This window comes from Epibacterium sp. MM17-32, assembly GCF_022348205.1.
GTDB lineage: Bacteria > Pseudomonadota > Alphaproteobacteria > Rhodobacterales > Rhodobacteraceae > Epibacterium.
Map to the genome: position 1 here is coordinate 58,426 of NZ_JAKRFC010000013.1, position 20,048 is coordinate 78,473.

The following is a 20,048-nucleotide window of genomic DNA, read 5'->3' on the forward strand; positions in this document are numbered from 1 at the left end:
GCCCATGTCGCTGAGCTATCTCGAAACCTCCCTCGACCGGATCGAAGCCGCCGCCCGCGACGATGTCATCGAGATCTGCATCAACCCCGACGGCTCCTGCTGGGGCGAATTCCAGGGCGATCATTTCATGCGAAAGCTGGACCAGGCGTTGACTGCAACCGAAGTGAAAGACCTCGGCAACCAGATCGCCTCCTCCGCCAACACCACGATGAGCAAGGACCGCCCCATCATCTCGGTCTCGATCACCTACAAGGGTCGCCCGATCCGAGCACAGGTCATTACCCCGCCCGCCGTGCTCTCGGCCATGTCGATCAGCCTGCGGTTCTTTTCAAGCCTGCCGCTTGACGGGCTTGCGCTTGATTTCCTCTTTGGCAAGGAACGCAAGCTTGAAGAACTCCGCCTCGAGAAAACCCACGAACTGCGCGAAGTGGTGGCCGCGGGCGTGATCGACGATGCGCTGGCCTTTTGCGTCGCCAACAAGCTTAACATGATCGTCTCTGGCGGCACCTCCACCGGCAAGACCGTGGCTGCGCGCAAGATCCTCTCGCACGTGCCATCCGAGGAACGCATCGTCACCATCGAGGAAGCCGCCGAGCTTCTGCCGACCCAGCCCAATGCCGTGACCCTCATCGCCAATCGCGATGCGGAGTTCCAGACCGCCGATGTGCTGCTCACCGCAACCTTGCGCATGCGCCCCGACCGGATCATCCTGGGCGAGGTGCGCGGCAAAGAGGCCATGACCTTCCTCGAGGCGATCAACACTGGCCATGGTGGGTCCATGACCACACTGCACGCCGAAACCCCGCAACTTGCCGTGCAGCGTCTGGCCATCGCCGCACTCAAGACCGAGATCCCGATGACCTATGCCGACATGATCCAGTACATCGAAAACTCCATCGATGTGATCATCCAGGCCGGTCGCCACGATGGCCGGCGCGGCATCACCGAATTTTACCTCCCCGGCGCAACTGAGATTGGAACTTCCCGATGAAGACATTTGAATACGACATCCTGTCCTTTCCCATGACCCGAAAAACCAGTCTCACCGACATGCAGGCCAGCCTGAACGCGAAGGGGGCCGAAGGCTGGGAGGTCGTGTCGATCAGCTCCTCGGAATTCGCCAATGTCGGCCACACAGTTTTCCTGAAGCGCGAAACCACTATCATCGGAGCCACGGAATGAAGCCGGCGCGGCTAACCCTTGCGCTAGTCGCGCTGGCCGTGAGCCTACTGGCTGTCCCTGCCTTCGCCGAGCGCAATATGGTGCCGACCCTTGATCGCAGCTTTGACGTCTGTCCGGACCGACCCGCTGAGCCCAACTGGATGCAAGAAATACCCCTGCGCCAAGCCTATCAACGCGTGTTGGTCCAGGATATCTACCGCGCCCAGAATCTCGAGCGCATCATCGAGACCGAAAGCTGCGACTGTGAAATCCGGTTCCCGTCTTGGGACGCTGCCGAGGCGGAGTTTCATGAGCAGCACGCGAGTGACGAACGCTGGAAAATGCTGGAAGCATCCGACGCCTACAATCAGCGCGCGAACGACGTTCGCCTTGAGGCTAAAGCCATCTGCGAAACCGCAGGCAATTGGTAAGGCAGCCCCGTTATGAGCGTCGTCACCTATTTCGTTGAAACCTCCCAGGGCTATCTCGACACCGCCGCAGAAACCCAGTTCGGGTCGGTCGCGGCAACGGTCGGCACGCTTCTGGTGCTGGGAACAACGCTCGTGGTGATCCTCGTCTTCCTGAACATGATCTACCAGTACAAGGCGATGGACGGCCGAACAGCCTTCTGGCTCGCGGTCAAGATCGGGTTGATCGGAATATTCGCGACCAACTGGGTGCAGTTCAACGCCCTCTCCTCCGCCATCCTTGCCGGAATCGATAGCATTGCGGGGGCGCTCGTGGCTTCCGTCGGTGGTGGAACTCCCGGTCCCTCTGGAACTTTCGCCGAAGAATTCGACCGGCTGATCGCGGAACTAGGGGACTATCTCAACGCCGCCGGGTCCGAGTTAAATTGGATGGCAGGGGCCATGCTCGACATTGTCGGAGTGCTGTTACTCTCGATCCTCGGCGGGCTAGCCGCCTTCATTCTCGTGGCCTCGCGTTTGATGATCGCACTTCTGATCGGGATCGCTCCAGTCATGATATTCCTGACACTATTCGAGGTGACCAAAGACTACTTCGCGCGGTGGCTGTCGGCGCTGGTTTCCTTCGCGCTCTACCCCATCGTCGTGGCCGGCGTGTTCGCGACGATCACCGGCGTTTCCTCCGCACTCATCGGCGAGCTTGGCGACCCTGAAGGCGCCTCAAATATTGGCGCGCTCATCCCCTTCTTCATGATGGTGCTGATGGCTAAGGGCTTCATCATCGCAACACCCTTCATCGTCCGTGCGATCTCGGGAAACATCATGATGCCCGCCCTCTCCGGTGGCCTCGGCGGCGGCTACAGCTTCGCGCGCGCCGCCATGGGCAGCCAGCAGGCCTACAACCGCTACCTTATCGGTGGGGCGAGTGGCGCGGAGTATGCAGCCCTTAGGGCTCGGCAGTTCTTCGGGGTACAGCAGATGCCACTGCGGCAGGGGATGGGGCAGACGGGTCAGGGAAGCGGCACAGGGTCACCGGGTGCCGGGTCCCAGATGCTGGCGCAACTGGCTCGGTTGGGAAGGCTGGGGCGGAGATGAAGAAGTTTTGTTTTGCAAGGCTACCGAGCCATGGATGAACGGAGGTCCCTTAAACATTCACCAGTAAGAACGGTACCATTGGAGCTGGTGCAAACAATCCTGCGTTCAGCAGTGAATGGAAGATCTGTCGGACTTGAAGAGGCAATTCGTGTTCTGGATTGCGATGCACATCACGCCAACCGAGTCTTGCGCCAGATGGCCGAGGCTGGGTACTTGGAGCCTGCCGACATCCTTGACGGTTTGTTTTACTGGCAGCTAACGCCGAACGGAACTCGCCTCGCAACGGAATCCAAGCGAAAGCGTATCGGGCGCGATAAGGTTCAGACCATCATTTCTGAACTGCTTGCTCGGGCCAAGGTCATCAACAGCGATCCGAACCGCCTGCAACGTATCACATTGAAGCTGTTCGGCAGCGCGCTCGAGGAGCTTGACGACTATGGGGACGTAGATGTTTCGATTGCGTACATGCGGCGCCAGCTAAGCGATATCGAACGAGAGCGCATCGAAAACACACTGAAAGCCCGTCAAAGCAAGTCAGACCGCCAATCCTTTCACGGACGCCTCATGGGGGCGGAACGTCAGGATACGCGCGAGATCATGGCGTTCCTCAAAAAAGGTCTGCCACATCTTTCGCTCATGAATGATGATCCTATGGACCTCGGGACACCGTACCGCTGGCTGGTCGACCACGACGTGAAAACGGACAGAACAGTTGATGTTTCTGACGATATCGTTCGACCCAACGGGCCTTCGATCCTCGACCAATACCCGAGGAAACCGCTACCGCCCATCACACTGCTTGAAGCACGACACAGAACCATTTCCGCGGATACCAAAGTTGCGATTCATGACTTACACATAGGTTTGGAGGACGCAGCCACGCTCGAGGAACAAATGTGGTCTCCGAAGGTCACGCGCGAAGGCGCTTTCATTGCCAATGACATCAGAAGTCAGAAGCGGGTCAAATTCGCCGGGTTTCAGCACCTATGTCCGATCTGGAAGAAAGACCTCGGCGGCGTAGCGATGCTGAAGGAAGCCCTCGACTGGTGCGATGAACATAAGGTTTGGGTCAGAGACCTATATCCGGGAGTTTCAATCCAACGGTCCGACCGGACACATATCATACGCCTCGGGTGGGGCCATGACCTGATCTATTTCAATGTCGGCGGTAAATCGACAACTGGGAGCCTGCTGCCCAGAAATAGAACACGCGTTTCCAAAATTGACTTGGCCGGAGCCTATGCGGTCGGAAGGGCACTTTCGAAGATGTATGATGAAAGCAGGTCCGCGAAAATGCCATGGTTCAGCGCTGACATTTTGCTTCCGTTAGTCGAGCTAGACAGGCTTCCAGATTTCCCTCGGCTGCATAAAACGGGCGCGTTTAGAGAAGGTGCATTTCAAGGTCTGCGGGAGATCACCTTCTTCTGAGCCGGGATCATACCCCCGTGTGCACCAACGGGCCACTAAGCCGTGGATTGAAACTAAACTTGCTATTCATCTCCAACCGCAAGGTGCAGGAGCCCGTCGACCCGCTCCAGACCGGCCGGCAGCAACATGTTTTCAAGCCATCCGATCGCTTGTCCGCGCTCACTGCAATAAGCGAAGAAGGCCCTTTGCATGGCACGCGTGAAGGCGACAAAGAAGGAATTCAGCTCTTCATCCCGTCCGGGTGAAAGGCTCCACCAAGTCTGTGCATCGAGACCAAAGAAGATCATTGTGTGAAACTCAAGACCCTTGCTTTTGTGGATCGTCATAAGTGGCACCTGGCCTATGCCTTCGAAGCGATCGAGAGCGTCTGACCAAGCGTCCACAGCTTCGGCGCATTCGCAAAACAGCGTGATGAACCCTGTCCGTACCCGTTCGAAGTCCGCGTCCCGTCTATAGGCGGGAAAAGCCTGGCGCAGCCGATCGGCACCGACAAATTCAAGGGCGATCTGAAACACATTTGCCGCGCTCTCGCCATTCTGTTCGTTATCGCGCATAGCCGCACGCAAAGTGGAGGAGAATTCTTCAATACTTCGCTGCAGCCGCTCCTGGGCTCGTTCATCGCCAGTATCGATGGCGAATAGCGCTTGCAGCTGTTCTTGAGTGGCGTTCCAGGCACCCGGGCTACGTTCACCAGTACCGAGCCTCAAGAGCGGTATAAAGATACCTGTCAGTTCTTCGGCAAGTAGTTCCTGAATCGCAATTCCACCAACACTACGCGCCAAGTTTCTGATCTTCAGGCCTTGCGCTGCAAATACGTCCGTCAGTTCGGCTTCAACATCGTCGGCGCGCATACGCACGAGAATGGCGCAATCATGCGGCTCCAGAATGCCGTGCTCAATTTCTCTATCGATCCAAGCCGCGATTTGCTGTGCTTCCTGCTCGCGTGTATCGAAACGCCAAAGCGCAGCGACCTGACCGTCGACGGCGCGCTGCCCCCTGGCTTCAACGTCTTCTACGTTTGGATCGATGCGCTCCGCAATCACCTGTTGAATGGCGACCAGATCCGCATGAGACCGCCAGTTAAAGCGTAGCGCTCCGTTCACTGCATTGAAGTCAGAAGCAAATTCCTGAAAGGCGTTGTCCATCGCCCCGGCCCAGCCCATAATGCGTTGCTTGTCGTCGCCGACGGCTGTGAAAACGGCATCACTGCCATGAAAAGCACTCTTCACCAGATCATATTGTGCATATGTCGTATCTTGGAATTCATCGAGGAAAACGAAGGGATAGGTGAGCTGCAGGGCACGCCGTATCGCGGGGTTCTCGCGCAGCAAATAATCGACAAGTCTGTTAATCATGGCAAACGAGAGCAACGTACCGGTTGGACGCTCCAATTGCTCCTGCCAATAAGTATGAAGTAGCTCGCGCCAAGCCGGTGGTATTCCCTCCGCATCGAACGGAAGCGGCGCGCGTGCGATCGCCTTTTCGAATTTTTGCCAGCCGATGTCACGCCGACCGCTCCGGGTGAGGAAGTCCTCCAAATCATCGCGCCGCGGAAACCCAATTTCATAGTTGCGGGGCGGCCCAAAGGGTTGAGGGATCGCGGCCCGAAAGCGGTCTAACATATTTTTGGTGAACGCATCGAAGGTAAGCGAGTGAAAACGGCGCGCCTGATCGGGCGGACAACGCTTGCCTACGCGCGCCTTGAGCGTCTGTGCAGCATCCCTTTTAAAGCTGATGGCCAGGATGCATTTGGGCGGCAGACAGATGCCAGTTTGCAGGAGGTATGCTGCTTTTTGCGCTAGGAATTCTGTCTTGCCCGCGCCTGCGCCGGCGGTAACGCATACGCTTCGGTCCGTTTCGCGCAGCGCTTGCCACGCGCCCGGCTCGAGTTCGTCGACGCCCTGAGGCCTCCAATCATCGGGAAGCACCAACATCAATCTGCGCCGTTCTCGAGACCGAGCTTCATTTTGACATATTGAACCAGCGCGCACAGTTCAGGCGGAGCGTTTGCGGCAAGATCTGCCTTCGGAATGCGATTAATCGCGGCCAGATGCGTTTCAGGCTTGCTTCGGCTCAAGAACAGGTATGGATACCAGATAAAGCAATCATCCCACTCAGGATCGTAGAGACCAGCGTTCCCGTCCTTTTTGAGAGTGGCGGCTTTCTTGCGCTCCAAGGCCTCTTCACTGTCGTCAGGACCGTGCGCGCCCGGATCGAGCTCCTTATAGGCGTCTGGAAATGCCGCGAGCATCGCGAAGTCCAGATCGAGTGGATCGGAGAAAAAAACACCTTCGTCTTTCAGCGCCTGCATCCAGTTGTTTTCAGCAAATCCATCAGTCATCTCTTCGTCGGACAGGGCAGGAAGGTTGGCGAGCTCGACCACTTCCATCATCACATTCAAGTTGTTGCTGAGATCGTTTCCAATTTCGGCGAGCGATCCGACGGTCGCCCTTATCGTGTTCGCACCGCCATGTGAGCGCCCCAGGTCGAGATCAATCAGCGTTGCATGCGGTATCTTCAGCGCGTCAAGAAGCCGCCAAAAGTGATCGACATGGCGACCGCCGAGCGGCACAACAGGCACGAAAGAAGGATCAAGAGGGACGCCCATCGCCTCCGCGAGCAGAGGCAACACAATTCGTTCGGAGTCCCCCTCGCCGAGGATGACGAACCGCGCGAAGTAGAGCTCCGGATACGCCCGCACGGCGAGCCGGACATACTTACCCGCCTCGGTCGCATCGTCAGGTAGCGTCAAAGATTTCACCGATGAGGCCCTGCTGGTCGTATCGAGCCGGAAGTAGCGCACCTCGTCCGGCTTGATACGGCTCAAAATGCTAGCGCTGTGGCTAGAGATCAGTACTTGCGCCGAGCTGAGCGCTCCGATGTCGCGCGCTTGGTTCATAATGCGAGAGAGGAAGAACGGCGACAGGCTGTTTTCCGGTTCTTCGATGGCCAGAATCGTAAGATGAGCACGCCGCAGCTTTTCCTGATCGAACGGGCTATCGGCAGCGGCCAGTCGCAGAGCATCTTTTTCGGTTTCAAGCGTCGCCGCAGTTAGAGCTATATGAAACAGAGAGCGTTGACCGTCGCTTAGGTCGACAAGCGCCCGCTCGCGACCGGCCTCATCGGGATGGAATGCAAATTCGACGCGCCTGACCAGTTCCTCGAGCCGACTTTCCACAAGTCTGAGCACTGGCGTCGTATCTGTGTCGGCTTCGTGGACCTGCCGCCAGCGCTTCGTAAGCCGCTCGACGATGAATTCTGCGGGTGCTTCGCGCTCAAAACGCTTCTGGATGAGCTTGGCTCCGCGCTCGGTCGTCTTGGACAGGCGATCCGACCATTTCGCAGCCCGCCACAAACGCCCCTTAAGCAAATCAGTGACACGATCCGCCGGATTACGGGTCGCCGGCACATAAACAAGTTGGATGGTGCCACGATCAACGGCGGCGACCCTTTGGCACTCATCCCAATCGTAATCATCACCGAGCGTACCAATCCAGCGAATGTCCTCTTCCACCGTACCATCGGGCGTTCCGTCATCCGTCCAGACTGCCTGCAGGCGCATGCGCGCTTTAAGCGGTTCTCCAGGGCCGGTTGCTGCCATATGGTTGAAAAAATCCGGCACGGCGTCGGCCGCCGCCGCCTCGTCAAGACCGTCTAATTCTGGGAAGGACAGGATACACTCGATCGACAGCGTCGCTCCAGGATCGAGCTCGGTTTGGTCAGGCCTAAGATGAAAATCGCGTGTCTGGATCTGTCTTTCTGCACTTGAGACACCAAAAAGCCGTGCTAACGCCTGAAGCGCCGCCGTTTTTCCGGCTCCGTTTCCGCCAACCAATGCCGTAACCCCGTTCTCAAACCTGAGAGTTTCAGCCTCTGCGCCGAAGCATCGGAAGTTCCGTATAAAAAGTGTGTCAATCTTCATCCGAATTCCCTAGCGTTCTATTTTTTCAAATCGGTTTTCTGCAAATTCCCGAAGGCCCAAGAGGCTCTAAATGTACTTCCGATAGTCACTGCTGACCTTTTGCCCCGAGGGAACGTATTTCAATACGTCACCAACCTTACGGGCTGCTCGGATCGGAATCGGCAAGCGTTGGTTCATCTGGGTCGAGTTCCAGTTCACCTTCGTGAGGCTGAAAACTTCCTTCGCAATCTGTTCGATTGTGCTCTCGCTTTGCGGGTGTGGACAGAGCAACAGGGGGTTCGGGACATAGAGGCCAGGATAGGTCCCATAGTAGGGAATGCTGCCGTTGGTATAGAGCAGCCCATTGCCGTCCAGTTCAACGAAGGTGCCGCGGAGGACAGGGAAGTCGCCGTCGCGCAGCACCTTGACTGAATAGCTCTCATGAATCCAAACGAGATCGCGCAGTTCCACACCTGCCTCGTCGAGCGCCTTGCCAACACCCTCGGCCTCGTCCTCGCGAAAGCGCGACGTCTTCATGACGATCACGCGTGCCGGCATCGTTCTATGGACCGACTTGTAGGCGGCCAAGGCGCTCTCGGTAAGCTTGTGAGCCTCATCGATAGTGAGGAACGGGTGGCGACCCCGCGACTCTGACTGTGCAGGACCGCCTCTAAGAATAAACCCTCTGCCCCGCTCGTCGAACATTTGCGCAGCACTGGTCCATATCTCGTCGGTTTCGGCATCCTTGAAAAAGCTGATGCCAATGTAACAGGCGGTGAACTCGCCTTCTTCCGGCAATCTGCGCCAGGGCACCTTGCCGCTGCCCTTATAGTAGAGCGTCGTCATAAGGTTCCATGCGAGGTCAGCTCGGTCTTGGGTTTGGCGGTCAGAGTTCTCCTTGATTTTGCGAGGGATCTTGGCATCGGGGTTGATGACATCCTCCCAAACAATCTGAATTGAGAATCTGAGGTCCATCGCTCTGGCCTTGAGCAAGCCACGGAAGTTCGGAGAGGTTTCTCTGCCAGCTTTCGCGTCGGCCGCTTCGTCCTCTATAACTTCGTCATCGCGCGCCCGCTCGTTTCTCCAGACCCGTTCGATCAACTTGACAGGGAGAGAAACCATGACCACGTCCGGCCGTTCATGATGCCCCTCCAGCTTTTCCAGTTGCGCCATAACTGCGTCGACGGCCATCTCCACAGCACGCGCATCGCTCGGTTCCTTGGCAATCTTCTCGATCTGACCTTTGGTCAGTACTCCATCTTCGGCAGCCACCATTTCAAACCGGCACCGATAGGGGTTCTGGTTTCTCAACCCGGGGAAATCCGGGTGCAGGTTCGGGTGCTTTTCGGTCTTACCCTCGAACCCATCTTCGATCGCATTCAGAAACTCGCCTGATTTTTCGACGGTCAGAGCGCTGCCAACAACGCCGACTTTGATCGTGTCCCCCAGGTTCGTTTGCAACGGGCCCGCCTGTAGCAACCCCAATCGTGGATCAGGATGATGGTGTTGGTCACCAAATTCCAGTTCAGGCTCCGGGAAGATCTTTGTCTTGAAGTCGCTCATAGGTCGAAGCTGCCTTGTTCATTCGAGCCGGACGGCTTCCTCGACTTTTGCGCCTTCGCGCCCCACACGTCCTCGGGCACACTCTTCGGCAGTTCGATGGAAGGCGGGTCACCAAACTTGATGATACGATCCGTCTTGGTGTCGGGTGCCAGCAGTTCGCCGGCATCTTCAAATTCCAGACCTGACAGCAATCGATGCCACATGATCACCTGGCCTCGAACGGTGCTGTTTGTGTCGAGGCGCTTCTTCCCGGACAACAAGGCATCCGGATAGTTGAGCGCGCGCGCTCCATCCGAAGTGAAGTAGTAGGATGGGTTGATGATCAGGTACCATTGGTCCGCCAAGCGCTCGAACCGGGGATGGAATGAATGGTGCCGCACATAGTCGATGGGCCCCTCCCCCTTCGACTTCTGATAGACGCTGACAACGTCGGCCTGTGTCTTCTGCTTCGCACCAAGATAGCGAAACTTGCGCGCGACGCCTCCAGGTGTCGGCAAGAAGTAGAACTGCTTTTTCTTTCGGTCCCATCCAAGCAAATCCCGAAAGTCATGCGCCAGAGTATGTCGCAACAGGCCCGCAAATTTGTGCTGCTGATCTACGGCGTCGTGTTGTGCCAGAAAGTCGGTTTCGATCCGTTCGACCTGATCCCGCTCAACTAGGTCGCGAACGGGTGTGGTTAGCGGGTCGCAGAATGTCCAAAGCGAGGTTTCATCGATCATCCAATCGTACCGTTGGCCTTCCCGGACCTTATTCATCCGGGCGAGCGCCTTCTGGGTGGAGAGCTGTGTCTGTGCGACGAAGATTTCCTCAGGAAGCTGCAATGGCACCATGTTGATGATCGCGTCCTCCCCTCCCCCAAGTGGCGGGACGTAGTAACCGTGTCCTTGCTTGGCGACGGTCAGGGCAGCGAGGCGATCCTTCGCACGTCCGTCCAAGACGTCGCGCTCCTTGTCGAACTGCAATGTGCGTTCGGCCTCGCCAACGAGGTTTTCGAGCGACTTCCAGAAGAATGTGTCATCTAATTGCCTGTAGAGAACTAGGATGACGGGTAGGTTGGAGCCACGCCAATAGTCGAAATCTGAAGCGCGGACACGATAGGTGAAACCGGCGTTCGTCTCGCCGACATAGCTGCCACGCTCAGTAGCCTTGACCTGAACGGCAATCATCTTCGCAGTCGGCTGATCATCGTCCATCACCTCAGCGATGCCGTCTATCCCTGCTTCCAACCGCGAACGCCCATCGAATTGGAACCCAATTCGCAAGAATTGAAGATTAGCCGCCTTCTCCCCGATTTCGCCAATTCGCTGGCTGGTTGTAACTTTCTTATTCACATCTCGATTCCCGAAAACAGGCTTTTCGAGATTTAACACTTTATCTGGAGCAACATAAGGGAGGAGCAACAAGATATGGAGGTTACCCTTGCAAAGGGTCAAACCTGATAGAGAGCGAAATCTCAGACTTCTAGAACGCGGCTGGTGACCACCTCTTACTGCATCAACTTCTGGATGTAACAACCCATCAAGTTAGAGCCCCTGTGTTAGGGCTGTCTCCAACTCGCCCAAATCATGTACGGCCGTTCGTACCTGCTCGACATCCGCATCTTTCACCGAACCAAGAGCAGCCACTTCCCCCCCAAAATCCATTTCAATCTGTCGCTGTTCCTCGGCGATAACGGCTTGAACGACCGGCGAAGTTTTCTTTGGAGCGACATCAGTTTTCCCTGACGATTGGCCATCAGCAGCCTGGCGTTCGGCCTCAACGTCGGCCTCGGATCCGCCAGACCCGTCCAGTGGCGGTGTCATCGGCATGGCGCGCATGCTCAGCGGCAGCGTGCCTTGCGGCCCCCCTCCCCCCGGCTCTGGAAATGGCAACTCGCCTGTCTGCGCCGCATGGATGGCCTTAAACAGCCGGTCGTCAAAATACTGGATCCGCTTCGCCCGGACAGGCATCTGGGCATCGATCACCATGACGATCTCGTCGAGCGGCAAGCGGCGCGCCTCATCTTCGGGCAGCAGAGAGCTCTCTTCAGTCCGTGTAGATTGGCTGCGCCCTTCGAAGGGGTTCTTGCCGATGGACTGGGAGCGCGTGATGACGGTTTTCGTGGTCTTGCCGACAGCCTTGCTGAGCTCTTCGACGGTTTTTTCATCCGACGGCGTCAGGTAAAGCTTCACGCCGGCATTGCCCTGCAGCGCACGGCGGGTGTTCTCGCCATAGATTTCATCGAGGGCGGGGATGGTTTGGGTTACCACGGCCAGGTGACCACGATAGGTCCGCAGGGTCTCGATGCTCTCGACCACGATGGGCATCTTGCCCAAGCGATTGAACTCGTCGAGCATGATCATCACCGGCCAGGGCTCATCCGGCCCGGGATCCTTCTCCTGCATGGCGGAGAGAAGATCGGAGAAGAAGAGCCGGATCAGCGGCGCGAGGGGTTTCACCATCAGCGGCTGGACGACAAGATAGACCGAAAAGGGCTTCTTGCGGATCGTCCGGAAATCAAAGTCCGACACCGCCGTTGCCTCGTCGATCGCCGGGTTCTGCCATTGATCGAGCCCGGAGGTCATCAGGAGCGAGACATAAGAGGTCAGCGTGTCGTTATTGGTCGAAGCGAGCCGCGTGAAGATCAGCTTGGCGGACCTGTTGTCCACCTCGTGGCCCCGCGCGAAGTATTCCTTCTGCTTGTTCCCGCCCGAAGCGGCGATGCGATAGATCTCGCCCAAGGTCGGACGCTTGCGCTGGAAGGCCAAGAGCCCTGCCGCCACAAAGAGATCAATCCCGCCTTTCAGAAGGCCCTGCACCCGGTCGTTGTCGCTTTGCAGGAACAGCGTCGCTAAGAGCTGCAATTCCATCTGCTGGCGCGCGGGATCTTTCAGTTGATAGATGCGCAAGAGCGGGTTGTAGCGATGCGTGCGCTTGCCCTCCCAATCGGTGGGGGCAAAGCGATAGACCTTGTCGCCTTGGACTGCGCGGTGGCGGGCCGTGGCCTCGAAACACTCGCCCTTCACATCGAGCATCACGGCGGAGCCTTGCCAGGTCAGCAGGTTCGGAATGACAAAGCCCGTGGTCTTGCCACGGCCCGTGGGCGCCACGATCAGCGCATGCGGAAAGACCTTGGAGCAAATGTATCTTGCGCGGGAGCCCGGCGTCCCCAGCTTGCCGAGGATGAACCCGGTCCCTGGCGCCCCGAAGAACCCATTTGCCTTCATTTCGCGCGCGGTCTGCCAATGGGTCTGGCCAAAGCGTGTGAGGGCCGATCCCGACAGGGCGAGGCTCAGCATCAGGCCGGCGGCGGCGAAGCTGCCGATGATCAGGTGAATAAGTTGGGCATCCTCCGGGCGGCGATCGAGAATCGCCAGATAGTTCTGCGCGATATAGGCAAAGTCGATCTCGGCCCCAAATCCGAGATCCTGGTAGGTCAGCACCGCCGAGGCGATGGTATAGCCCATGGCGGCGGTCACCAGCGTCACCAGCAAGACCCCTGTTGCGATCCGCGCTTTTCCCATGGAGGCGCTCAATGGACCTGTCCCCGCTCGGTCTCGCCATCCACGTCTGTCGCGCGCTGTTTTTCATACTCAGCGTCGGCGAGATCATCGACCACCTGGCGCAAGGCCTCCGTGTTGGCCGTCGCTGCATCCGATTGCAGATAGACCTTGGCGACATAGAGCCGGTCGAGGCGGTCCTCGAGTACCTTGTCCAGCGCATCGGCATCGCCGGATGTGAGGCGGCCCAATTGGCGGTCATCCAGCACCCGCGCGATCTCCTCGCGGAAGGCGTCCCGCTCCGCCTCGGTCTCGAAGGGCGCGGACAACTCTCCCGCCCGCTCATGGTCCAGGACGCGCGCAATCTCGCCTGCGAGGCGGTCGGACCGGTCAAACTGCGGTGCAGTTTCATCCCCTGTCGCGAGGGTCTCCTCGCGCGTGCCAACCCCAATCCCGTCGCGCAACTCGGTTTCGCGGCGGACCTGATTGATGGCCTCCGTGTCGCGTATCTCCACAACGGCCGCATAGGTCGCGCCGAGCCCGCGGGCGAGGTGGGACGGCATGTCCGGATAGCGCTCCGAGATGTCATCCGCGACCGCATCTGCAACAGGCGTGCGGAGGTCGCGTGCCTCCATGATCCGGTCGACCTCGCGGGTGATCTCGCTGGCGCGGGCCGCGTCGGTGATGGTCTCCCTGTAGGGCTCGGACCGGTCGATCACATCGCCAGGACGTGCGAGCAGCTCCGGATGTACCTCGAGATACGCGCGCTGCTCTGTTTCGATCCGGCGCTCCGCCTTTGAGGCCACCTCCCAGTCCCGGTCCTCGATCTCCTGCGTTGTCAAACCCTCGGCGCGCATCTCATGACGGATTGTCCCTTCCATCTCCCGCACCGCGTCCTCGTGATAGTGGAACCGCTCGCTGACCGCGTCCTCCTCCACGACACCGTCCCGGCGCAGCACGTTATCCCGTTCCAGCAGCGTGCCAAGCTCGACATGGACATCGTTGAGAATGTCGCGCGCCTGTTCCAGATCAGCGCGACGCTCGAGGTTCAGGTCCCGCGTCTCGGCCACCTTGGAGAGATCATCGGCGATCCATTGATGTTCAAGCGCGGCATTCGAGGCCCCCGTCTCGATCCGGGCGACCACTTCCGCTGTGCTGATCCCGGTGCCGCGCAGGGCAGTGTCTATGCGCGACCGCAAGTCCGTCTCGGCCAGACGGTCCAGCTGACTGGTGTCGATGTTCGCCTCGGAATAGATCCCACCCTCCGAGGGGGCGTCTGATAGCGTGGATGATCGCAAACCGAGAGGCTGCATGTGCTGGACCTGCGTTTGGATCTCGATGAGGCGTTTTTCCAGCAGGGGGCGTTCCGAGTCCGCCTTCTCGGCGATCATGCCCTGTACCCGCGCGAGCTTCTCCGCATAGAGGCTTCTTAGATCCTCGAAACTTTGATCCTCTGCCATATACACATCTCCTGTTCGGTCCACCTGCCCGCCATGCGCCAAGACCTCGCCCGCGCGAAAGAGGGCTGTGGCAATATCCTCGCGGGCCTCGCGCGAAGCCTCCGCAGCAAGCGAGTGGTAGACAGTTCTGGTGTTGGCGATCTCCGCCAGCGTCCGCGCCAGGTCCTGCCCCACTCGTTCGCGCTCGCGGGGCGCGCGACCCTCTTCTTTCGCGGCGTAGACCTCGCTGGTCCGGGCGGGGTAATGCACAACCCCGCGATCCACACGCCGCGTGGCCTCCAGGCGCACACCATACTTCTCCGCCTCCTCGACCATGGCGAGGCGGAAGTCGTCATAGTTGAAGCGGTGGTTCCGCCCCAAGAAAAAGAACTCGCCTTCTTGCGAGCGGCGGTTCAGCACCAGATGCGCATGCGGGTGATCCCGGTCCTCATGCACCGCGATGATGTAGTCGAAATGCCCCGCGTCGGTCTGGAAGAACCGCTCGGCCACATCCGTCGCGATGTCGCGCACATCCTCGCCGCGCGTGCCGATCGGGAAAGACATGAGCATGTGGGTGGTCTGGCCAAGCTTGGGTTTGAAACCTGCATCCCACCGCTTGGCAAAGCGCTCGGTCAGATCCTTGATGTCCTTGGCCTCGAGCTTCGCCTTGCCATCGAGGAACCCGCTGCTGTCGACGATATAAGTGGACTTGGTGGTGAGGTACTCGAGCTGGTTTGCAAGCTGCGATTTGGTATGCGTACCGCCGCCCCGGATCGCCTTGAAGACGGCTGGCCGATGCCCTGCCGCCGCACGCACAAGCTGGCTCTGCTTGGCGACATGCAGCCCCTGCATCGAGCCCCGGATCCGGCTCCAGCCGTCCCGGAAGACCTCGCCCGTAACGGCATGGACGGCATCATTCAGCCGCATGCGCAAACTCCCTCAGCGCGGCCGTGGCCTGCAGCTGCATTGCGTCCCGACGGCGGCGCAGTAGCAGGTCGATCTCGTCAGCGGAATCCAGAATGAACCGCGCCAGCCCGCGCATCTGTGCGAGGCGCAATTCGGAGAACTCGGCAGGCGTACCACCATCGGCCCCCCGCCCTATCCGGTTGGCCCGCGTCATCTGCTTGGCGATCTGCGCGACCCCATTGCCGACCTCGTGCAAAGAGGCCCTGTATCGCGCCATCTCTGTTGCTATCTGTACGTCCGGAACGAACACTCCGCCAGCCGCTTGGATGAGCCGCCGCAGACCCTCGGCCCGGCTCTCAATCCCCGCCGCGGCCAACACTTCATCGAGCGCCTCAAGCTCCGCAGCCGTCACCTTCACGCTGACAGCGGAGACCGGGATCGCGGCATCCGTCTGGCGCTCGGCATCAGCTTTGAGCGTGTACTGGATCGCCCGGGGCGACACGCCAAACCGCTCCGCCAACACGGATGTAGACACACCTTCCGCAGCCTCGCGAACGATCTCCATGCGGTCCGCATCTGTGAGACGTTTTGAGCGCGACATGCGAAGAAAGACCCCCTATTTCCTGCCACCTTCCACCAAGGCTGTCCCTACCTTACGATAATATACCTAGCTGTCAATTATATACTTACGTTGCCTTCAGTCTCAGGCAGCCTTGGTGTCCGCTTCCCCCGCGGCCCGCAGGGACGCGGCTCTGCCGCCCTCACCACCGGGCGACCCACCTGTCCAATGGGTCCCCTTCCCCAGCACCGCCCGAGGGTCTGACCGAACACGCATGTGTTCGGACGGAACCGCGGGCGGGCGCAAACCCCACCGACAGGGCGGACAGGCAGGGTCAAGGAGGGCCAGATTTGGGTCCCCAAATCTCTGCCGCAAAAACCGGGAGGCCCTGGCCGATGGGTTTTTGTGGATGGCCCCCTTGAGGCTGACTGGCCGGTCTGTCGCGGCCTGATCATTTCGGGGGGAGAGGGTCCCTTGATCGCGCAGCGACCGGCACCAAGAGGAGGTCGCTATCGGCGATCACCTACGCCGGTGACGGCATCTCTGGAACAGGGATCGGGCCGCCTCGAGATCGTCTCGGGGCGGCCCATCCTCGTCAGAGGATTCAGTCCTGGGGATCCTTCGCGCTCGGCGGGAACATCACCAGCTCCGAGACCGCGACGGGGAAGTCGAGCTTGAGGCTGAAGAACTCCGAGCCATCCCCATTGCGGGTGTTGCGGAACATCGCACCCACGCGCTGAAAACGGGTGCGCTCCTGGCCATCGGTGTCGGTGAACTTGACGGGGACGGTGGCGACGTAGTGGTTGGTCATTTGGGTCTCTCCTTTTTGCGATGGGGATCTGCCAGCACGGGGGCAAGAGGCCCGGTCGCAAGTGCAAATGCGGAGGGTTCGCGGCTCCGCCGTGGAAGCCGTATTTGTGCTTGCCGAAGCGTGAGCTGAGGGCACGATTGGGCCGACCCCGTGCGATCCACATCTATGAGCAAAAAGGAGTGATCCGGATGACCCCTGCCATCACGCCGCAGCCACCTTCCGCGTCCTAGTTCCGCCGATCCTGGCCGGGGTGCTGATGGAGCCCGCCCGCGTGGATGCGATGTTCCGAAACACCCCCCGAGGGTTGTGCAGGTCTTCAGCCTCATGTGCGACGTTTCGACCCCTCGGTCTTGCGCTGCTGACGATGTGCGAGGTGCGCACCATCCCCAGCCCGTACCGATGCGGATGGGCCGAACTCTGACGGGCTGGGTAGAGGGATGACGGTGCTGGACGCCGTGAGCTGCCGATCAAGTGTGACCGATCGCACGCGCCATGAGAAATGACGAAAGGGCCGCCCGAAGGCGACCCTCTCAATTCACTCCTGCGACGCCGTCTTCGCCGGGTCAGCAACCCGCATGACCGTCAGGCCTTTCGCTTCCGCCTTCTGCCCGAGGTTCAGCGCGACCCCGTTGCCGCCGAAGAGGACAACCCCCGTCGCTGCGAACTTGTCGTCCAGCATTTCGTCGTTGCACTTGAAGGGTGCCGCCCGTCCATGCGCGGACCAGCGCGGATCGAAGCGCGCCTGTGCTATCCCGCGTGCCCGGGCCCACCGAGCCGCAATCATCTCCGCGCCGTGCTTGCCACCCTTGTGGCAGAGGAAGATCTCCTGGTTGCGGTTCTGTTTGATCCGTTCGCGAACCTTGTCGAGCGTGTTGAAGATCACATCGACATCGGTCCAGTCGGTGGCGCCTGAGACGATCAGGGGCACCCCCTCGACTTTCGACTTCTCGGCGGTTTCGCGGTCGTGCTGCTCCAGAAGCTGCCGCGCCTCGAAGACCGCCCCGGTCTCTTGCGCCCGGACGCTTGCGCGCGACCCGGCTGCCGGGATGAAGGCTTGGCCCGTCTCGACCTCGTAGCATTCCGCCGCTGCTTCGCTCATCACCTCGATGGCGCCGACAATCTCGCGCAACTGCACAAAGCGCGCCTGCGCCTCTTCGAGCGCGGTCTCGGCGATCTCCGATCCGTCGTGAGATTTTGCCAGCGCGCCGATCTTGTCGGCGGTGCGGTCGACCTCCTTGCCAAGTGCCACCTTGCGCCGCTGCAGGATCGTGGCGAGCCCATGGGCCAGCGGTTCGATCTCTGCTTCAAGCCCGGTCCCGCGCAACTGCCCGAGCAAAGCCTCGAAGCTCTCGCGGATGATGCGGTCGGTCAGGATGTGATCTTCCGGGATCGGCAGCTGCGCGTCCTTCTCGGTCAGCCCAAAAAGTTCGATCGTCTCGTAGGTGTTTGCGGTGTCGTAAGCCATGTCTGGTCTCCAGTGTTCGGTTCCAAGGCCACCACGTGAGTGTGGGGGCATGGCCGAATGCCTGGTTTCCGAATCTGCCCGGGTCAGGGACGGCGCAGCCGCCGGCTTGCCGGGCGCAAAAGTTTTCCGCGTGCAGCAACTGACACATGCGCGCCCTCACGCACGGAACCGCCCCAAGCCACAGGCCCCGTCCTCGCCGAAAAGTTTTGCGATCCTTGACGCGGGCTGATTTGGGGGCCATCCGGAGGATATGCTTCCACGCTCATGTGTGTGTGTTTTGACGGTAGGTTTGCCCGACCCGAGCAGGCAAACGGCCCGACCGGACGCGGGAGACGGATGCAGCGGCGGGATCGTTTTGGCCTCGGGCCAAAACAGACCAGAGCGCAATCCGGCGGAGCGGCCAGGGAGAGACGTGCTCGCGAGGCGGGCAAACCGGGATGCCGGGTACGACGCCGCGGTGAGGCCGCATGGCCGAATGCGCGACGGACCGAAGGGCCGTTCTCCCCTGCGACACGCGCAGCCGAGCTGGGGAGGCCGCAAGGCTCTGGCCAAGGTTGATGTGCGGGCGACGCCGCTGCCGACTATAGGTATTGCTTGTCCGGGCATTCGACTTAAAGGGCGGGCGGACGTTCGCTGCGGCAGCGAAAAAAGTGAAGCAGGTCAAGAAAACCGGACGTTTGCCGTAAGATTTCGAACTGATTTGATGCGCCCTCAGCCTTTCTCGACACCGTGGCATGCCAACCCGGCTTTATCCAAATCAAGCGTCAAATTCGGTAGCGCTCGTCGCAATACTCGGCTACGATTTTACGAAAAGCAGGTGGTTGCATGGCACGCGGAGAACTGATGAAAAAGCTGTTGTCGAGCTACGGGCGCGACGATGAATTCCGTGGTGTTGTCGAACAGATCATCTCCGAAGAGGAAAAAAAGAACAACCGAGTGCTAGCACGGTCACTGCGCAAGGCACTGGATGGACTGACGACACGCCCGCAAGCCAAGGGTCTTTCTCCTTTGGTGCCGTTCCCAGACGAGGCCGGAGAGTTCATCCAGCGGATCGAACCCGTTCATACGCCCGATGACATTATCCTGACTCACGACAACATTGAGCTCTTCACTGGGCTACTGGATGAATTCCGAAAGTCCGAAACGATCAAGCGCCACGGGCTTCCCGTGCGTTCCAAACTACTGTTCTGCGGGCCACCTGGAACGGGCAAGACATTGTGTGCTGAGGTTTTTGCCGGCCAGCTGGGATTGCCGTTTTTCTTTGTCAAACTGGACAGCCTCATCTCTTCATTTTTGGGCGAGACTGCCACCAATATTCGCAAGACCTTTGAGTTTGCACGCCGCCAGCCATGCGTACTTTTTTTCGATGAATTTGACGCGATTGCGCGGTCGCGGGAAGAAGGCAACGATCACAGTGAACTGAGACGCGTGGTCAACAGTCTTCTGATCTTCATCGATCAGATACAGCCAGGTGGTTTTCTGATTGCCGCCACTAACCTGGACGCTCACCTTGATCCCGCCATATGGCGACGCTTCGATGAAGTAGTATGGTTTGACCATCCCGACGAAGCAATGGTCCGCAGGTATCTCACCAATGCGCTGAAAAACACCGAAACGGAGTTCGAAGCAGAGGATTTCGTTCAGAGCCTAGCTGATTATTCCTATGCCGAGCTTGAAAAAATTTGCAACCAGGCCAAGAAAATTTCTCTTCTTGATCGCCGAAAAAGCATTTCAAAGAAAGACTTTCGTGATGCCATCCGTTACGCTGAACGCCGCAGGATGCGATTAAGGAAATTATCGAACAACCAGTGAGGCC

15 protein-coding genes are annotated in these 20,048 nt (G+C 59.2%); 6 read left to right on the plus strand and 9 right to left on the minus strand.

Annotation, left to right across the window (positions count from 1 at the left end; translation table 11 throughout):
* Nucleotides 1–4: 4 nt before the first annotated feature.
* The 5 genes from MHM88_RS18015 to MHM88_RS18035 all read left to right on the plus strand — a co-directional run bounded on the left by MHM88_RS18015 (nt 5) and on the right by MHM88_RS18035 (nt 4,109).
* Nucleotides 5–991, plus strand: a complete 987-nt coding sequence (locus tag MHM88_RS18015) for an ATPase, T2SS/T4P/T4SS family (protein ID WP_165198290.1) — start codon at nt 5–7, stop codon at nt 989–991.
* Nucleotides 988–1,182 (plus strand): DUF4177 domain-containing protein, encoded by a 195-nt coding sequence (locus tag MHM88_RS18020; RefSeq protein WP_150282619.1) that lies wholly within the window; start codon nt 988–990, stop codon nt 1,180–1,182. The genes MHM88_RS18015 and MHM88_RS18020 overlap by 4 nt, the downstream gene beginning before the upstream one ends.
* Nucleotides 1,179–1,592, plus strand: a complete 414-nt coding sequence (locus MHM88_RS18025; RefSeq protein WP_150282618.1) for a hypothetical protein — start codon at nt 1,179–1,181, stop codon at nt 1,590–1,592. The genes MHM88_RS18020 and MHM88_RS18025 overlap by 4 nt, the downstream gene beginning before the upstream one ends.
* A 12-nt stretch (nt 1,593–1,604) precedes the next feature.
* Nucleotides 1,605–2,681: a type IV secretion system protein gene (locus tag MHM88_RS18030; protein ID WP_163851996.1), complete on the plus strand. Its 1,077-nt coding sequence runs from the start codon at nt 1,605–1,607 to the stop codon at nt 2,679–2,681.
* Nucleotides 2,682–2,759: 78 nt separating this feature from the next.
* The gene (locus MHM88_RS18035; protein WP_239367953.1) at nt 2,760–4,109 is read left to right on the plus strand and encodes a hypothetical protein; all 1,350 of its coding nucleotides are present in this window, start codon (nt 2,760–2,762) and stop codon (nt 4,107–4,109) included.
* Nucleotides 4,110–4,171: 62 nt separating this feature from the next.
* Here the strand turns inward: MHM88_RS18035 and MHM88_RS18040 are convergent, their stop codons facing one another.
* The 9 genes from MHM88_RS18040 to MHM88_RS18080 all read right to left on the minus strand — a co-directional run bounded on the left by MHM88_RS18040 (nt 4,172) and on the right by MHM88_RS18080 (nt 18,232).
* Nucleotides 4,172–6,043: a UvrD-helicase domain-containing protein gene (locus MHM88_RS18040; protein WP_239367955.1), complete on the minus strand. Its 1,872-nt coding sequence runs from the start codon at nt 6,041–6,043 to the stop codon at nt 4,172–4,174.
* A complete protein-coding gene (locus MHM88_RS18045; RefSeq protein WP_163851998.1) occupies nt 6,043–8,031 on the minus strand; it encodes an ATP-dependent endonuclease in 1,989 nt (662 codons plus the stop codon). The genes MHM88_RS18040 and MHM88_RS18045 overlap by 1 nt, the downstream gene beginning before the upstream one ends.
* 66 nt (nt 8,032–8,097) lie before the next feature.
* Complete coding sequence (locus MHM88_RS18050) at nt 8,098–9,573, minus strand: hypothetical protein (protein WP_163851999.1); 1,476 nt, start codon at nt 9,571–9,573, stop codon at nt 8,098–8,100.
* Nucleotides 9,570–10,904, minus strand: a complete 1,335-nt coding sequence (locus MHM88_RS18055) for a DUF4365 domain-containing protein (protein WP_066010410.1) — start codon at nt 10,902–10,904, stop codon at nt 9,570–9,572. Before MHM88_RS18055 ends, MHM88_RS18050 begins: the two co-directional genes overlap by 4 nt.
* A 192-nt stretch (nt 10,905–11,096) precedes the next feature.
* Complete coding sequence (locus tag MHM88_RS18060) at nt 11,097–13,076, minus strand: type IV secretory system conjugative DNA transfer family protein (RefSeq protein WP_163852066.1); 1,980 nt, start codon at nt 13,074–13,076, stop codon at nt 11,097–11,099.
* An 8-nt stretch (nt 13,077–13,084) separates the two neighbouring features.
* Nucleotides 13,085–15,418 carry a relaxase/mobilization nuclease domain-containing protein gene (locus MHM88_RS18065; RefSeq protein ID WP_239367957.1) on the minus strand — a complete coding sequence of 778 codons (2,334 nt, stop codon included), beginning with the start codon at nt 15,416–15,418 and terminating at the stop codon, nt 13,085–13,087.
* Entirely contained in the window at nt 15,405–15,998 is a 594-nt protein-coding gene (locus tag MHM88_RS18070; RefSeq protein ID WP_163852001.1) for a helix-turn-helix domain-containing protein, read from the minus strand. The genes MHM88_RS18065 and MHM88_RS18070 overlap by 14 nt, the downstream gene beginning before the upstream one ends.
* Nucleotides 15,999–16,560: 562 nt before the next feature.
* Nucleotides 16,561–16,767: a hypothetical protein gene (locus MHM88_RS18075; protein ID WP_007120662.1), complete on the minus strand. Its 207-nt coding sequence runs from the start codon at nt 16,765–16,767 to the stop codon at nt 16,561–16,563.
* A 535-nt stretch (nt 16,768–17,302) separates the two neighbouring features.
* The gene (locus MHM88_RS18080) at nt 17,303–18,232 is read right to left on the minus strand and encodes a DUF2493 domain-containing protein (protein WP_163852003.1); all 930 of its coding nucleotides are present in this window, start codon (nt 18,230–18,232) and stop codon (nt 17,303–17,305) included.
* A gap of 843 nt (nt 18,233–19,075) precedes the next feature.
* Between MHM88_RS18080 and MHM88_RS18085 the strand changes: the two genes are divergently transcribed.
* A complete protein-coding gene (locus tag MHM88_RS18085) occupies nt 19,076–20,044 on the plus strand; it encodes an AAA family ATPase (protein ID WP_197060313.1) in 969 nt (322 codons plus the stop codon).
* Nucleotides 20,045–20,048: the final 4 nt, after the last annotated feature.

Excerpts from the sequence above, each read along its gene's own strand:
- MHM88_RS18015 (WP_165198290.1), top strand. The coding sequence starts at position 5 with ATGTCGCTGAGCTATCTCGAAACCTCCCTCGACCGGATCGAAGCCGCC.
- MHM88_RS18020 (WP_150282619.1), top strand. The coding sequence starts at position 988 with ATGAAGACATTTGAATACGACATCCTGTCCTTTCCCATGACCCGAAAA.
- MHM88_RS18025 (WP_150282618.1), top strand. The coding sequence starts at position 1,179 with ATGAAGCCGGCGCGGCTAACCCTTGCGCTAGTCGCGCTGGCCGTGAGC.
- MHM88_RS18030 (WP_163851996.1), top strand. The coding sequence starts at position 1,605 with ATGAGCGTCGTCACCTATTTCGTTGAAACCTCCCAGGGCTATCTCGAC.
- MHM88_RS18040 (WP_239367955.1), bottom strand. The coding sequence starts at position 6,043 with ATGTTGGTGCTTCCCGATGATTGGAGGCCTCAGGGCGTCGACGAACTC.
- MHM88_RS18045 (WP_163851998.1), bottom strand. The coding sequence starts at position 8,031 with ATGAAGATTGACACACTTTTTATACGGAACTTCCGATGCTTCGGCGCA.
- MHM88_RS18050 (WP_163851999.1), bottom strand. The coding sequence starts at position 9,573 with ATGAGCGACTTCAAGACAAAGATCTTCCCGGAGCCTGAACTGGAATTT.
- MHM88_RS18060 (WP_163852066.1), bottom strand. The coding sequence starts at position 13,076 with ATGGGAAAAGCGCGGATCGCAACAGGGGTCTTGCTGGTGACGCTGGTG.
- MHM88_RS18065 (WP_239367957.1), bottom strand. The coding sequence starts at position 15,418 with ATGCGGCTGAATGATGCCGTCCATGCCGTTACGGGCGAGGTCTTCCGG.
- MHM88_RS18070 (WP_163852001.1), bottom strand. The coding sequence starts at position 15,998 with ATGTCGCGCTCAAAACGTCTCACAGATGCGGACCGCATGGAGATCGTT.
- MHM88_RS18075 (WP_007120662.1), bottom strand. The coding sequence starts at position 16,767 with ATGACCAACCACTACGTCGCCACCGTCCCCGTCAAGTTCACCGACACC.
- MHM88_RS18080 (WP_163852003.1), bottom strand. The coding sequence starts at position 18,232 with ATGGCTTACGACACCGCAAACACCTACGAGACGATCGAACTTTTTGGG.
- MHM88_RS18085 (WP_197060313.1), top strand. The coding sequence starts at position 19,076 with ATGAAAAAGCTGTTGTCGAGCTACGGGCGCGACGATGAATTCCGTGGT.